The 15,279-nt window shown below is 44.8% G+C and carries 11 protein-coding genes; 9 read left to right on the top strand and 2 right to left on the bottom strand.

The annotated features are described in order from the left end of the window. Positions 1-10: 10 nt before the first annotated feature. Positions 11-1,075, bottom strand: a complete 1,065-nt coding sequence (locus tag DYD21_RS15960) for a branched-chain amino acid aminotransferase (protein WP_233505565.1) — start codon at positions 1,073-1,075, stop codon at positions 11-13. A 101-nt stretch (positions 1,076-1,176) separates the two neighbouring features. On the opposite strand from DYD21_RS15960, the gene DYD21_RS15955 reads away from it, so the two are divergent. The 4 genes from DYD21_RS15955 to DYD21_RS15940 all read left to right on the top strand — a co-directional run bounded on the left by DYD21_RS15955 (position 1,177) and on the right by DYD21_RS15940 (position 7,563). After that, positions 1,177-2,523 carry a M24 family metallopeptidase gene (locus DYD21_RS15955; protein ID WP_116037998.1) on the top strand — a complete coding sequence of 449 codons (1,347 nt, stop codon included), beginning with the start codon at positions 1,177-1,179 and terminating at the stop codon, positions 2,521-2,523. 121 nt (positions 2,524-2,644) lie between these two features. Beyond that, positions 2,645-4,822 (top strand): DNA helicase RecQ, encoded by a 2,178-nt coding sequence (gene recQ, locus DYD21_RS15950; protein ID WP_116037997.1) that lies wholly within the window; start codon positions 2,645-2,647, stop codon positions 4,820-4,822. 170 nt (positions 4,823-4,992) lie between these two features. Beyond that, on the top strand, positions 4,993-5,679 hold the full coding sequence (locus DYD21_RS15945) for a uracil-DNA glycosylase (RefSeq protein WP_116038073.1): 687 nt from the start codon (positions 4,993-4,995) through the stop codon (positions 5,677-5,679). 207 nt (positions 5,680-5,886) lie between these two features. Continuing rightward, positions 5,887-7,563 carry a choice-of-anchor D domain-containing protein gene (locus DYD21_RS15940; protein ID WP_147303617.1) on the top strand — a complete coding sequence of 559 codons (1,677 nt, stop codon included), beginning with the start codon at positions 5,887-5,889 and terminating at the stop codon, positions 7,561-7,563. A 476-nt stretch (positions 7,564-8,039) separates the two neighbouring features. Here DYD21_RS15940 and ppc read toward each other — a convergent pair whose 3' ends face one another. Beyond that, a complete protein-coding gene (gene ppc / locus DYD21_RS15935; RefSeq protein ID WP_116037995.1) occupies positions 8,040-10,835 on the bottom strand; it encodes a phosphoenolpyruvate carboxylase in 2,796 nt (931 codons plus the stop codon). 258 nt (positions 10,836-11,093) lie between these two features. Here ppc and DYD21_RS15930 point away from each other — a divergent pair, with 258 nt between their 5' ends. The 5 genes from DYD21_RS15930 (at position 11,094) to DYD21_RS15915 (ending at position 15,261) form a co-directional block, all read left to right on the top strand. Next, on the top strand, positions 11,094-12,443 hold the full coding sequence (locus tag DYD21_RS15930; protein ID WP_116038072.1) for an MFS transporter: 1,350 nt from the start codon (positions 11,094-11,096) through the stop codon (positions 12,441-12,443). Positions 12,444-12,756: 313 nt separating this feature from the next. Continuing rightward, positions 12,757-12,933, top strand: coding sequence for a histone H1 (locus DYD21_RS15925; protein WP_116037994.1), 177 nt, complete (start codon positions 12,757-12,759; stop codon positions 12,931-12,933). 133 nt (positions 12,934-13,066) lie between these two features. Continuing rightward, complete coding sequence (locus DYD21_RS21140) at positions 13,067-13,222, top strand: hypothetical protein (RefSeq protein ID WP_158607331.1); 156 nt, start codon at positions 13,067-13,069, stop codon at positions 13,220-13,222. A gap of 73 nt (positions 13,223-13,295) precedes the next feature. Then, complete coding sequence (locus DYD21_RS15920) at positions 13,296-13,775, top strand: PH domain-containing protein (protein ID WP_116037993.1); 480 nt, start codon at positions 13,296-13,298, stop codon at positions 13,773-13,775. Further along, positions 13,768-15,261, top strand: coding sequence for a PH domain-containing protein (locus tag DYD21_RS15915; RefSeq protein WP_116037992.1), 1,494 nt, complete (start codon positions 13,768-13,770; stop codon positions 15,259-15,261). The genes DYD21_RS15920 and DYD21_RS15915 overlap by 8 nt, the downstream gene beginning before the upstream one ends. Positions 15,262-15,279 lie beyond the last annotated feature (18 nt).

The following is a 15,279-nucleotide window of genomic DNA, read 5'->3' as shown; positions in this document are numbered from 1 at the left end:
CAATTCTCAATTACCCCACCTTCACTGGGTGAACCCATCCAAACGGATCATCAAGTTTGCCGTACTGGATACCGGTAATGGTATCGAACATCTTTTGGGCAAAAGGACCGATTTTTTCGCGATCGAGTTCCAGCGTTTTTCCCTGGTGATGGATCAGCCCGACCGGGGAGATTACCGCAGCGGTTCCGGAGCCGAAAACTTCCTTGAGGCTTCCATCACTATGAGCATCGAATACTTCATCTATGGTAATCCGGCGCTCTTCTACATCCACATTCCACTCTTTCGCCAGGGCGATAACCGATCGGCGCGTGATGCCGGGAAGCACGGTGCCGCCAAGTTTTGGAGTTACGAGCGTATTGCCTATCAAAAAGAAGATATTCATCGTGCCCACTTCCTCCACATATTTATTCTCTTTGGCATCAAGCCAGAGCACCTGGGTATATCCATCTTTCTGTGCTTGCTGAGCCGGCAGAAAACTTCCGCCGTAATTCCCGGCTGCTTTCGCCTCACCGGTTCCGCCTTTCACAGCGCGGACAAAATTATCCGTAGTTGTGAGACTGACTGGATTGAATCCTTCTTTATAATACGCAGCAACCGGACTGGTAATCACCATGTATCGATATTCATTTGCCGCCCGTGCCGCGATGTACTCTTCTGATGCAAACACAAAAGGTCGCACATAAAGTGCGTGGCCGTGTTTTTTTGGAACCCATTGATGATCCAGCCGGATCAATTCTTCCAGGCTTTCAATAAATGAGCTTTTATCCATCGATGGAATACAGAGCCGTTCTGAAGAATCACTGATTCTTTGGTGGTGATCATCAAGCCGAAAAAGGTGTACGGTTTCTTCATCCGCATAGTAGGCTTTCATGCCTTCAAAGACGGCCTGACCGTAGTGAAGGGCGTGCATCGACGGATGAAACGAGATGGGAGCGTACGGTACAATGGAAGGATCCTGCCATGCACCGTTTTTGTAGCTCATATCAATCATGTGGTCGGAAAATTGCCGTCCAAATTCAAGGTTTTCGAAATCGATAGAAGAGAGTCTGCTTTCTTTGGTTCGGGTAATCTCCATGGTCATGATTGTGAGTTTAATATTATTGGCTGATATTGGCGGAAGATAAGAGGTTTTTGAGAAACTGTTTAATCAAACCATCAATTTCTGAAACATCAGTTATGAAAGAAATAATACTTCTGCTAACGATTGGCATTTTATCAATTGTGGATATTTTACCTGCTCAGAACCGTACCGATATCACACCGGATATTCTGCCGATGCGTGATCGCGCTGAAGTGATGGACCGCTGGACCGAAAACCGTCTCGACACTCTTGTGCCTGAACTGATGCACCGGGAGGGAATCGATATGTGGGTGCTGGTGGCGCGTGAATATAATGAAGACCCGGTGCTTTTGACAATGTTACCTGCAACCTGGCAGTCTTCAAGAAGAACAACAATTCTTGTTTTCTACGATCCCGGTGATGGCCGTGAACTCGAACGATTTGCGGTTTCAAGATATGATATCGGGTTTTTTGAAACAGAGTGGTTTCCGGACGAGGAGCCCGATCAGTGGAAGCGGTTTGGAGAGCTTGTTGCAGAGCGTAATCCTGAAATGATTGGCGTAAACGTTTCCGAACACTTCGCGCTGGCCGATGGTATCAGCTATACGGATTACAATCACCTGAAAGAGAGCCTCACCTTTGAGCTGCAGGAACGAATCGTATCGGCTGAGAACCTGGCGATCGGCTGGCTGGAGACCCGCACGGAGGAGGAGATGGCGGTCTATCGGCAGATTAATCGAATTGCGCACAACATCGTGGCCCAAGGGCTTTCTGAAAAGGTGATCACACCGGGTATAACCACAACCGAGGATCTGCAGTGGTGGTATCGCGAGAGGATACGGGATCTCAACCTGACAACCTGGTTTCACCCGTCCGTTTCGATTGACCGTTCGGAATCACCTGAACACACGGGCGATTTTTCAGGCCCTGCAGACACAGATGTGATTCTGCCCGGCGATATTGTCTGGATGGATCTTGGAATTGAGTATCTTGGGTTGACCACGGATACGCAGCGGAACGCCTACATTCTGCGTCAGGGTGAATCTGAAGCACCCGAAGGATTACGCAACGCGCTGGAAAAGGCAAACCGCGTCCAGGATATCCTGACCTCACACTTCGAGACGGGCAGAACGGGAAATCAGATTCTGTCTTCCGCGCTCCGGCAGGCTGAAGAGGAGGGAATTAACACAACCATTTACACCCATCCCCTTGGCTACCACGGCCACGGCGCCGGGTCAACGATTGGACTGTGGGATCAGCAGGATGGCGTTCCGGGATGGGGAGACTATCCGCTCTATCCCAACACCGCGCACTCCATTGAGCTGAATGCAGAAGTGTATGTGCCTGAATGGGACCGCACCATTCTGATGAAGCTGGAGGAGAATGCGATTTTTGATGGGGATGATGTTTGGTACATCGATGGGCGGATGCAGGAGTTTTACCTGGTTCCGCGTCAAAAATAGAATCGAATCAGCCTAAAACACTTGCTCACAAAAAAAATGAATCAAAACTGTAAGGAAGTTCGATATCCGGTATCTTATATAGTGGAAACCACGAATTTTCAATTAAAGTAATTTTTATCGGATGATAACGCAGGCAAAAAGTATTCTAAAAGAGACATTTGGTTTTGATCAGTTCCGCCCGCTGCAGGAAAATGTGATCAAAAACGTTCTGGAAAAAAAAGACACACTTGTTATTATGCCCACCGGCGGAGGAAAATCACTCTGCTACCAGATTCCAGCCATGCTGTTCGACGGACTCACCATTGTGGTTTCTCCGCTGATTTCATTGATGAAAGATCAGGTGGATCAGCTTACATCCTACGGCATTCCAGCCGTTGTTCTGAACAGCTCAATTTCTGATGATCTCTACCGGCTGAACGAGCAGAAAGTGAGAAGCGGCCAGGCAAAAATGCTCTATGTTGCACCGGAATCCCTGATGACGGACAGAATTCGTCACCTGCTCACCCAAGTGAAGGTAGACTGCTTCACAATTGATGAAGCACACTGTATTTCGGAATGGGGGCACGATTTTCGTCCGGATTATCGCCAGCTTGCCGAAATCCGAAAAGACTTTCCGGAAGCGGTCTGCATCGGCCTCACGGCAACGGCAACGCCGCGGGTGCGGGAAGATATTAAAGAAATTCTCGAGTTCAGGGATGCTTCCACATTTGTGGCAAGTTTCGACAGGGAAAATCTATTCCTGAATGTAGTGGATAAATCCGGCCCGGTAGACCAGATTCTCGACTTTCTCTATACACGAAAAGGTCAGTCGGGAATTATTTACTGTTTCAGCCGGCGCCAGACCGATGAACTCTACCAGGATCTGAAAGACGAGGGGCATTCGGTTCGCCCGTATCACGCCGGGCTGAGCGAGCATCAGAGGGAAACGTATCAAAATGCATTTATCCGGGACGATATCGACATAATTGTAGCCACGGTAGCCTTTGGCATGGGGATCGATAAGCCGGATGTGCGATTTGTGATTCACCACGATATGCCGCAAAATATTGAATCGTACTACCAGCAGATTGGCCGTGCGGGTCGAGACGGTCTGCGTTCTGACTGTCTGCTTCTCTACAGCCACTCCGATCGCCAGAAGATCAACTACTTCATCAATCAAAAAGAGGGGGAGGAGAAAGAGGTTGCCAAGAAGCATCTTGAGGACCTGATCAACTACCTTACCACGAGTGACTGCCGGCGAATTCCGCTGATGGAATATTTTGGTGAAACGTATAATGGCAATGACTGCGGTATGTGCGACAACTGCATCTCCATGAAAGATGAGATGGAAGACCTGACGGTGGCTGCTCAGAAATTTTTATCCTGTATTGTACGCACAGACGAGCGATTCGGTGCTACACATATCACCGATATTCTTCGCGGCTCAAAAGCGAAAAAAGTTCTTGAGAACGGACATGATGAGCTCTCAACTTATGGTATTGGCGAAGAGTTCAGCAAAGATCAGTGGGTACAGCTGTCGAGATTGCTGGTTCGGAAAGATTTTCTTACCAAAGATCCCAAATACGGATCGCTTTTGCTGACTGATGATGCCAGGAAAGTACTGAAGGATGAAAAACGGGTAACCGGAGTTCTGGATCGCACGCAAACTGCGATTGACGGAAGCGCAGCGGCAAGAACATCATCAGACGTGGAGAACCGGTATGATGAAAACCTGTTTGAAGAGCTTCGGAAAGTGCGGAAGGATCTCGCCGTACAGCAGGATGTGGCTCCGTACGTGATTTTCCCTGATACCACACTGATGGAGATGGCTTATTATTTTCCTCAATCATCGGAAACCCTCACCGGCATTTACGGTGTGGGAGATGCGAAACAGAAGAAATATGGACGTGATTTTTTAGAGGTCATTAAGGAGTATTGCGAGGAAAACAATATTGAAGAGCGTGAACGGGAAATTAAAAAGAAGACCAAAAAAAGATCTTCATCCAAGAAGCATGTGCAGATCGGTGAGGATTACAACAATGGCAAATCACTTGAACACCTGGCTGAAGAACACGGCGTGAAAATGCCCACGATTTTAAAACATCTTAAAACGTTTCTTGAAGAAGGAAATGATCTCAGGCAGGATGGAATCCTGGATGCTTCCGGTCTCTCACAACGTAAAGTCGATGAAGTAAATCAGGCTATGGATAAAGTGGGGCCTGAATTGCTGAAACCTGTATACGAAGAACTCAATAAATCGGTTGGATACAGCGAACTCCGGATGATGCAGCTCTATTACATTGCCAAAAACGGATCATAGACACAATTGATGAACAGAAAAGACAGGCTTGCGTTTTGCAGAGAATTGTCGATTACATTACAGAAAAGCTCCAAACGGTAAGCAGATTATTTCTGTTCTCATGTGAAAAATAAATCAAAATCCCGGTGATATGGGGTTATTACCTTGCACGATTTAAAACAGTTCTTTTTTTGATTACTTCATTTATCGATCGTTTAAAAGAAAAACCTTCAGGCACTCTGTTTAACCCCTGGTATGAAACGGACCCGGAGAACGATAAACATCCGGATGCACCTTCAATCCGCAGAAAACAACTTGCTCATTACCTGCAGGAGCGGGTTGGAAAAGCGAAATACCTGATGATAGCTGAAGCACTTGGATACCAGGGTGGCCATTTCACAGGAATTGCCATGACATCCGAAAGAATTCTTCTGGGCCACCAGAGAAACAAATATAGTGTTCATCCGAATCATGTCTTTCAGACGATTTCACCGGCCCGAACCAGCAAAGTATCGGTAGCTGAAAAAGGAATGACAGAACCAACAGCAACCATCATGTGGGGCGCTTTAACTGATCTTGGAATCGATCCGTATGAAGTTGTACTTTGGAACGCTGTGCCATGGCATCCGTATAATCCGAACAAAGGATTGCTCAGTAATCGAACACCTTTGCCATCAGAAATGGAAGCCGGGCTCAGACATCTTAAAGAATTTATCACGATTTTTGAAAATGCCCAACTCATTGCGGTTGGACGAAAATGTGAGCAGAGTTTATCACAATTGGGTGAGAAACATGCAGCAGTGAGGCATCCGGCAAATGGAGGCGCACCGAAATTCAGGCGACAGCTGCTTGCGCTTGCAAAAGGAATTGGGAATTAAAAAATAATCCCTGGCGATGCAGTATATAGCACTGTATGTAAATAAACTGGTATATACTGAATGTGTTATATAACAAGACTTTAGAGTCTGAATCAAGCCATCCGATGAAAAACCGACATTCACTCAATTACAAAACACGATTTGCAGATTGAAAAAATTGGGTACTTTACAGGGAAGTACACATCATGCCATCTGAAGAGATTTCATATGAATAGAATCATTTACGTATTAAGTTTACTGTTTTTATCCTCTCTTTTTGCACTACAAACTCATGCGCAAACCTGGAACCCCGGCAATGCTGTTACCATGCCGGCTCCGCCTTCTCATGAAATCTGTACAATAGATTATACAGGAATTGATGCGGATCATTTTGTACGTGCTGGGGAAATGGTGGCAAAGTATTCTCAGCTGCAGGCTGCGTCTACGATTACTGTTAACTATTTAACGGCTGATGCGGGTGAATGGCCACAGGATGCAATGGCTGCTTTTGATTATGCGGTGAGTATATGGGAAGCTCACCTTCAGTCGGATGTAACGATCGTGATCAATGCTACCTGGCGCACTTTTGATGATGATAATGTATTGGGTTCGGCAAGCCCGGCAACGTTTGTTGGTGGATTTGGTGCTGAAGATGAAACCTGGTACGCTGTAGCTCAGGCCAGTGCAATGACCGGAAATAATTTTCGCCAGCAATTCGATCTCGATTCAGATATTGAGGTATCTATGAATGCAGATTTTGGGAACTGGTACTTCGGAACTGATGCAAATACTCCGCCAAACCGGATCGATTTTACGACGGTTGTTCTTCACGAAATTGGTCACGGAATTGGGTTTGTAGGTAGTATGCGGGAGACATCAGAAAACTCGTCGATTATTCAATGGGGATTCGCATCAAATGCCGGAGATAGCTTTCCCGTGATATACGACCGATTTACGGAAGATGGTGACAATGTAATGCTGATTGATGAAAATGTTTACGGAAATCCATCTTCTGCTCTTTTTAATGCGTTAACAGGAAGCCGCGGCGGTGTATTTTTTGATGGCGAATCCTCAAATATGTCTAATCTTGGAGAACCGGTAACATTGTATACCCCCACAGATTTTCGTCAGGGTTCTACCTATTCGCACCTCGACCAAGTAACCTATACCGGAACCGATAATGCATTGATGAGGCCTCGGATTGATAGTCAACTGGCCATTCATACTCCAGGGCCTGTGTTTTGCGGTATGCTGGATGATAAAGGATGGCCGCTGGGCGGGGCTTGTTTGCAGCTGTTGGGTGATGAAGCAAGGATTGCGGTAAGTGAAGAGACTCTGGATTTTGGTATTTCAAATGTGGGGACAGCAAGGGATATGACTCTATCTATTACAAATCTTGAAAATGCAGAAGACCCGTTAAGAGGCCGGATTGAAATAGAAGGAGCCGGTTTTTCTCTGATTGGCGGATCACGCACGTATTCCATCAATCCGGGAAGAACGACAAATTTCACCATTCGATACAGGCCTCAGGATGCTGATATCCACGAAGGAAGTGTCATTATATCGCACAATGCCGATAACCAGGCCAGCCCGATTATTGTGCCTGTTTTGGGTGAAGCACTTGAAGAAAATCGCGTTGTAGCTCTTGAACAAAGCTATCCTAACCCGGTAAATCCTTATACACATACACTACAGATTCCCTATGTAATTTCAGAACAGTCGAATGTTCAAATTAATCTTTATGATATATCCGGCCAGCATGTTGCCCGTATTTTCGAAGGAGAGCAGAACGAAGGGAGATATTTACAGGAGTTTGATGGGCGCCAGCTCGCAAGCGGAGTGTATCTGTACAGAATTGTCGTACACGGAGCTGCAGAAACGGGAAAATTGATGATTCTTCGCTAACGTCTATTAGAAAAATCTGAGGCTAATCAAAAAGCATTAAGTGGGTTTACAAAGTCTAACTATCCTTACCAGAAACGCTTCTTGCTCTGCCTTCCAACCCAACCCCGCCTTCGGTAGTCGTTTTCGATCTCTTTGGATACGAATCAACCTGAATTCGAATGATGCCGCACCTTCGGCACCTCTTTATAATGGGGCATCCTTATACCCCACGGAAATGCTTCGCATTCCCATGGGCTAATAGATACGCCGCCCCGAAACGGGGCTGGTTTATACCCATGAAAAGGGGACTGCCACTCATTTTATATACGATCTACTGTTTTAAATAAAACGTATTTTATAGCCAAACCATCACCATTTTTCAGAAGTTGAGTTAAATGAATTAAGCGCTGATTTATAGGTATTCATTTTTGCACAACCTCAAACTACATTCCAGATTGCTGGAATAGTTTCTCAAATGAGCCGAGGTGTTGATGAAATTACCCGGTACTCTGCATCGCGGCAGCAACTCCATTAATGCTCAGGTAGAGAGCGTGCCGCAGCTGCTTCAGTTCCTCATCTGTTTCAGCATTTTCCCATCTGTTCAGAAGATCGGCCTGGATAACATTCAGCGGATAGGTGAAGACATTCCGGAACTTAATAGAGTTCTGGATCACTTTTCGGCTGTCGAGTATATCATCCTGTTTGGTAATCTTCAGAATCAACTCCCGTGTTTTCTCAAAGTCTTCTCGTATGATGTTATGAAGTTTGCCCTCGTTGCTTCTATCTGAGTAGAGACCATTTGTAAGACTGTGCGTTCTGGCAATTTCACGCTGGGCATTATCGATAATTGTGTTGAAAAAACTCCAGTTTTCATACCAGTTCTGCAGCGTTTCCATATGGTCGGGATTCTCTTTGAGCATCGGTTCCAGTGCAGCGCCAAGGCCAAACCATCCCGGAACGTTATACCGTACCTGAGTCCAGCCAAATACCCAGGGAATAGCCCGAAGATTTTCAAACTGAAGTCCGCCGTCACCACCTCGCGAAACCGGCCGGGAGGCAATCGGAAGATTCCCGATGTGCTCAACAGGCGTGATATACTTGAACCAATCCCAGAATTTGGGATCATCAATCAGATTTCGGTACGCCTCCATAGAACTATCAGATATGCGATCCATTATTTTTTCCGTCCCGTCTCCTTCTTTCAGGGCTTTTTGTCCTTCTCCGGCGGTTACTCTTGCTACCGCATTTACAATCTGCTCAAGATGGCGGCGTGCAATATCGGTCAGAGAGTATCGGAAAGAGATAATTTCACCCTGTTCCGTAAACCGAATCCTACCGTTATTACTGATGGATGGCAGGGCAAGAATGGCGCGATTTGATCGGCCACCACCGCGACCAACAGAACCACCGCGACCGTGAAACAGTCTGAAATCTACTTTATGTTCTTTCAGAACCTTACCCAACCGGAGCTGTGCTTTCTGTAGTGCCCAGTTGGCCATCCAGTAACCGCCATCTTTATTACTGTCGGAATACCCAAGCATTATCTCCTGGAATCCGTTACGAGCTTCAACCTGGTGCTTATAAATTTCATCGGTGAGGATTTTTTCCATCAGGCCCGGGCTGCGGTCGAGGTCATCAATTGTTTCGAAGAGAGGCACGATATCAATATCACTATGTACGGTTTTACCGTCCCATCGCCAGAGTCCGGCTTCTTTTGCAAGAATTGCAACTTCGAGCAGGTCGCTCACATCATGGGTCATACTGACGATGTAGCTTCCAAATGAGTTTTTATCCAGTTCAAGGAGTGTTCTCACCAGCTTGAATACTGATAAAATCTTCTCTGTATCTTTCTTCAGCTTATAATCTACAGGGCTAAGTGGACGCGGGTTCTGCAGCTCTTTTGTAAGCAGCTTTATTTTTTCATCTTCCGATAGATCGGTATACCCTTTTTTGACGTGGGCAACAGTGAGCAGATCTTCAACTGCAAGTTCATGAATTTCGCTGTGCTGCCTGATATCGAGTGCTGCAAGGTGGAAACCAAATGTTTTAGCCCTAATTCTAAGATCGTTAAACTGACCGAATTGAGCCACGTCCCGAAGGCCGCTCTCTTTAAGGGAAGTGTGAATGAGATCCAGGTCAGCAATAAAATCTTCTGCAGTATAAAAAGATGCAGAATTTACAACCGCCTGTTCATCTTTATTGATATCCTCCAGGAGAATTTCCAGACGGTGCATCATGTGAGTTAATTTCCGGCGATAAGGTTCATTTTTATACCCGCGTTTGAACCGGTTGCTCAGCGGAACTTCTTTGTCATCTTTCTTAAGCGACTTTAGAAGTGAGTCAGGGACATCAACCAAATTTTGTGAAACTGAGAGGTATCGTCGAGTTTCACGAAGCTCAGACAAATACATGCGAAGCGCCGTTTTGCGGTGTTCCAGGAGTGTTTTCCAGGTTACGTCGCGCGTTACATTTGGGTTCCCGTCACGGTCGCTTCCGATCCACGACCGGTATTTAAAAATAATTGGCAGTTCCGGCACTTTGCCATACTGTCTGTTGAATGCAAATCGTATATCATCATAGAGCCGGGGGACGGTGCTCCAAATCGTATTCGTGAAAAAGAAGAGGCCGTTTTCAACTTCATCTTCAACCGTTAAACGCTCTGAACGAACTTCATCGGTTGAAATGAGAAGAGCAATTTCATTCATAACCTGGTGCAGTATTCCCTCTTTTTCATTTGGTGTGAGACGGGAATCATCCATTTTTCCAATCATAGATGTAATATTCTCCTGTTTATTCAGAATACTTCTGCGCCGGGCTTCGGTGGGATGCGCCGTGATTGTAGGCTGAATATCCAGTTTTTGAAAGAGATCAACAGACTGTTCGTAACTGTATCCGTTCTTTTTAAATCCACTTAACAGTTCGGCGATGCTTTCCGGGCGGGGGTGCTCCTGGTCTATATTTTTGGCTCGTTCCCTGTTAATACGGATAATTTCATGCTGCTCAAGAGAATTTACAAGGTGGAAGAAAATAGTAGTGAGCCTGAGAAGGTCGGTAATTTGACCTAATTCAAGAGACGAAATTCGTTTCTGAAGCTCCTGGTTTGCTTCATTTTTGTTATCAAACGCTTCAGCCGCTTTTTCAGGCAAGCTTGCTGATAGTTCCCGCATTGGAGTGACCCCTTTGTTTTCCAGGAAATTCTCAAGTAACCCTGTTAGGGCTATCATTTTATCGGTAAGAGGTTTGCTGATATCAGAAGCTGTTGCGTAATGTTCGATCGTCTCTTTCCAGGTCATAAAATTTTCAGATCATTAGTGGTTTATATTTATTCAGCTTAATAGATACCCAATATGCAACTCAATGTCATCTGTTTTGCCGTAATCTTTTTAATTGAAAGCGCTTTTAATATCATTTATTTAAGAAACGCTAAAATAAACACATGTTTCGGAGGAAGAGATCAGAAATATGAACATGTTTTTTAGAACATAAAAAAATTGCGTAACTACACAGCGGAATTTATAGCGATCAAAAAAAACCCCAATAACCAAACGATTATGAAACGTCACCGAGACGATATTCCACGTGCATCCAAAAAAGAGATTTTTGGCTGGGCGATGTTTGATTTTGCAAATCAGGCGTATACACTACTGATTATCACAGTGATATTTCCGGTACTTTTTACCACTGTAATCGTGGGGGATTCCGGAGATGATTACCGTCTGGGAAATTTGCTGTGGAGTATAGCGCTGGGAGTAAGTTATTTTATGGTGGTCTTGAGCGGCCCGGTTTTTGGCGCAATCATGGATTACTCTGCCATGAAAAAAAGATTTCTTTTTTTCAGCTACATCGCAACAATTTTTGCCACATCGCTGCTCTACTTTGTTGAACCCGGGATGATTGTGGTTGGGGTGATCCTGATTATACTGTCGAATTTTGCGTATGCAACGGGCGAAAGTTTCATCGCTGCATTTTTGCCGAGCCTGGGACCACCCAATGATCTGGGTAAAATTTCCGGCTTTGGCTGGGCACTTGGCTATATCGGCGGGCTGGTATCAGCCGGATTTGTGATCGTATATCTCGGTGATGCAACGGCTGAGAATTTCGACCGAATTCGCTGGGTAGGACCGTTTGCAGCTCTCTTCTTTATGCTTGCGGCAATTCCCACTTTTATATGGTTAAAAGAACCCGGTAAACGCAGAGAATTACCCGAAGGAGAAACTTTTATCTCTGTAGGGTTTGCACGGCTCGGACGTACAATCAATGAGGTGAAACAGTTTTGGGACCTGGCAGTTTTTCTGATCTCTGTTTTCTTTGCTATGGCGGGTATTTATATTGTCATCTCATTCGCCTTTATTTACGGCGACCAGGTGGTGCAATGGGATGAAGAGGTTCGGGTGCTTATGTTCGTTGTTGTGCAAATTACGGCCGCTGCCGGTGCATTTTCATTTGGCATGATCCAGGATAAAATAGGTTCCAAACTAACCTACAATCTCACTTTACTATTGTGGTTTTTTGCGGTTCTGGGAATTTGGGGTGTTACTGATATCACCGATTGGTTCAATGCCGTATTCGATACATCCATTGATGCGCAGTACATGTTTCTCTATATAGGAGTGCTTGCCGGGCTCAGCCTCGGCTCGAGTCAGTCAGCCAGCCGTGCATTGGTTGGACTTTTTTCTCCCGAACATAAGTCTGCTGAGTTCTTTGGGTTTTGGGGGCTTTCTAACAAATTGGCGGGTGTCTTCGGCATTATAGGACTCGGATTACTCCAGGCTCAGTTCGGCCTGCAGATGTCGGTTCTCTTCTGTGCTGCTCTCTTTTTAGTGGGGATAGTTGTCAGTTTATTCGTAAATGAAGCTCGGGGAAGGCAGGTTGCGGACTCTCATGAAAATGAAGAGGTTTAATTTTAAGAGATAAACGTCAGGATTTACAATCGTGGTTTTAATTATTTGAAACTATATTTAACATCATAAGTATACTATAAACAATAACATGTAATTTATTATTTATTGGATTGAAATAAATGCTGCTGGCAGCCAATTTAGAACCTAAATAGTTGAAAAGACCTATTTTTTAAAAAGTGACTAAAAAAAGATGCATTTAGTGCACAGAATGTTAACTTAAGCAAGTTTTAGCGTCAGGTAAGACAGCTATTAAAAATTAACGGTGAGTTATAGATCACCTCAACTAACACTAACTGATTAAAGTGGAGTTTATATGAGTAGAATTGATGATGTAAAAAATCTGGTATCTGAACTGGAAGTAGATCTCGAGAAGTTTTACGACAAAGGTAACAAAGCTGCAGGAACAAGAGCTCGAAAACAACTGCAGGATCTGAAGAAATTATCGCAAGAAATTCGTCTTGAAATCCAGGATCAGAAGAATAATGCGTAATTAGAAGTATTCAGACTTCTAATCTTTATCGTTCTTAAAGCCACGCATTGTCGTGGCTTTTTTTATGGAAACGGAACGCACAGAGTATTTTTTTTATTGAGTTGTAAGTCAATAAAAATCAATCCTCTGTGAAATGGAAAATTTAATTATTATTGTGGGTATAGCTGTAGTTACAATTCTTTCCGGTACAGGCTATTACCTGATATGGAAAAAAGAACTCGATGAATTTGAGGCTCGTAAATCATCCAAAACAGAATACCGGACAAACGAAGAGTTCATCAATTCGTAAATCCTCTGCTTTTTTTGTTTTCTCTATACAACACAACTCGTAAGTTCAGGGCTCACGTATCACTGTATAGAAAATGGACAAAACATCATCTAAAAAATTATCCCCGCGGGCGATTGGAGTTTGGAGATTAGGCAATGCTGCGGGAAATGCTATATTTCTTGGTATTCCGGCTGTTTATTACTCCGTCTTTGGGCTGAATTCCTTTCACTTCTGGATTGTGATTGCACTCTCCGTAATTTTTCTTTCATTTTGGGTGTTATCTGTCTTTGTAATTCCGCCACTGCGCTGGAAAAACTGGCGCTATAGTATTGATCAGGATGAAATTGATCTGCTCAGAGGAGTTCTTGTCAGTACCGAAACACTGATACCACTGAGCCGGGTACAACATGTTGACACACGGCAGGGGCCGCTTCTTCGCTGGTACGGGCTCTCATCAGTTACAATCTCCACGGCAGCTACCACACATGAGATTCCCTGCCTGGACCAGGTAATTGCCGACAGAGTCCGTAAAGAAATTTCAACCTACGCACGCTTGGCTGAAGAAGATGTTTGAGTTTCAGCGACAGCATCCAATAGCGGCAATCAGCAGGGCATTTGGCCTGATTCGCGGAAACCTGATCACAATTTTCGTTTTCTTGATTGTGGGTGCCAGAAGCGAAAGTTTTCCATTTCTCACCTGGATTGGCGGCGGTTTTGCTCTTCTCGTTATCATCGGGATTCTCGACTGGTGGAGGTTTCTTTTTAAAGTTGAGGACGGTGAGCTGCACATTAAACGCGGTATCTTTGTACGGAAAAATCTTTATCTCACACGAGACAGGGTGCAGGTAATTGATATCTCCTCAGGGGTAATTCAACGACTTTTTGGCCTTGTTAAAGTGGATATTCAGACCGCCGGCTCAACATCCAGAGCTGCTTTAATTGAAGCGGTTCCCCAATCAACAGCACAGCATATAAAGCTGTTGCTGAGTAAAAACGGAGAAAATGGCACGGAAGATGAGACACAGGAATCTATAGAAAAAGAAGGGCAAACATTCGGCCTGCCTGGTAAGGATCTGCTGATTGCTGCATCTACCTCGGGAAGATTTGGTATCGCACTCTCCATACTGGGCACGCTTTTTTCACAAATTGAGCCTCTTATTCGTGAATCGGATCTTTTTGAACAGCTTTTCGGTATGCTGCCTTCTCAAACCGACGGTTTTATGATTGCTGCAATTATTGTGCTGTTTATAGTTGTTGCATGGCTGATCTCCTTCTTCAGTACATTATTCATGTATGGAGATTTCAAAGTTGAGGTTCGCGAAGATGAGCTTGTGATTTCGAGGGGAATTTTTGAGAAGAAAAGAATAACGGTTCCCTACAAACGAATTCAGGCGTTGTATGTAACCGAAGGTATTATTCGCCAGCCACTCGGGTTTTGCTCAATCTATATAGACAGTGCGGGATATGGGGATGAGAAAGGGTCGGGTTCGATTGTGTTATTTCCACTGCTGCATCATTCAAAAGTTCATTCCCTGCTCCAAAATCTGGTTCCGCACTATAATGTGCATACTCCGGGTTTGAAGCCACCGAAACGTGCGATTCGGCGCTACATCATTCGGTCCGCTTTTTTTCTTACTCTGATCACCTCAATTCTGTACTGGCCGCTTGGTCTTACAAACTGGATTTGGCTGATTCCGGTAATATCGGTTTGGTGGGGATGGCAAAAGTATAAGGATGCCGCAATTGGCTGGGACTCTGAAAATGTGATCATCAGAAACCGCGTTCTTTCTAAGAAAACCGCAATTATAAAACGCGACCGGATTCAGGATTCATCCGTATCCTCAAGCTGGATTCAGCGATTCAGGAATTTATGCACCACCGAGGTGCACGTCGCATCGGGTGATCATGGAAGCTCGTTTAATATCCAGGATATCGAAAGGGGTGATGGAGCTACATATCTCGAGGAGATGAGAAAAGAACGATATAAAAGTGAAGAAAAAGAGCCGGCAACACAGTTAGAATTTAGTTTGACGCTGCCGGCCTGGTCTGAAAATCAATAAATCAGAAAAAATAGATCG

It is taken from the genome of Rhodohalobacter sp. SW132, from assembly GCF_003390325.1.
Classification (GTDB): domain Bacteria; phylum Bacteroidota; class Rhodothermia; order Balneolales; family Balneolaceae; genus SW132.
The sequence above is the reverse complement of the archived record's forward strand: the minus strand, read 5'-3'. Positions and strand labels throughout refer to the sequence as shown.

Coding starts and splice junctions, on each gene's coding strand:
- DYD21_RS15960 (WP_233505565.1), bottom strand. CDS start 1,075: ATGGAGATTACCCGAACCAAAGAAAGCAGACTCTCTTCTATCGATTTC.
- DYD21_RS15955 (WP_116037998.1), top strand. CDS start 1,177: ATGAAAGAAATAATACTTCTGCTAACGATTGGCATTTTATCAATTGTG.
- recQ (WP_116037997.1), top strand. CDS start 2,645: ATGATAACGCAGGCAAAAAGTATTCTAAAAGAGACATTTGGTTTTGAT.
- DYD21_RS15940 (WP_147303617.1), top strand. CDS start 5,887: ATGAATAGAATCATTTACGTATTAAGTTTACTGTTTTTATCCTCTCTT.
- ppc (WP_116037995.1), bottom strand. CDS start 10,835: ATGACCTGGAAAGAGACGATCGAACATTACGCAACAGCTTCTGATATC.
- DYD21_RS15930 (WP_116038072.1), top strand. CDS start 11,094: ATGAAACGTCACCGAGACGATATTCCACGTGCATCCAAAAAAGAGATT.
- DYD21_RS15925 (WP_116037994.1), top strand. CDS start 12,757: ATGAGTAGAATTGATGATGTAAAAAATCTGGTATCTGAACTGGAAGTA.
- DYD21_RS21140 (WP_158607331.1), top strand. CDS start 13,067: ATGGAAAATTTAATTATTATTGTGGGTATAGCTGTAGTTACAATTCTT.
- DYD21_RS15920 (WP_116037993.1), top strand. CDS start 13,296: ATGGACAAAACATCATCTAAAAAATTATCCCCGCGGGCGATTGGAGTT.
- DYD21_RS15915 (WP_116037992.1), top strand. CDS start 13,768: ATGTTTGAGTTTCAGCGACAGCATCCAATAGCGGCAATCAGCAGGGCA.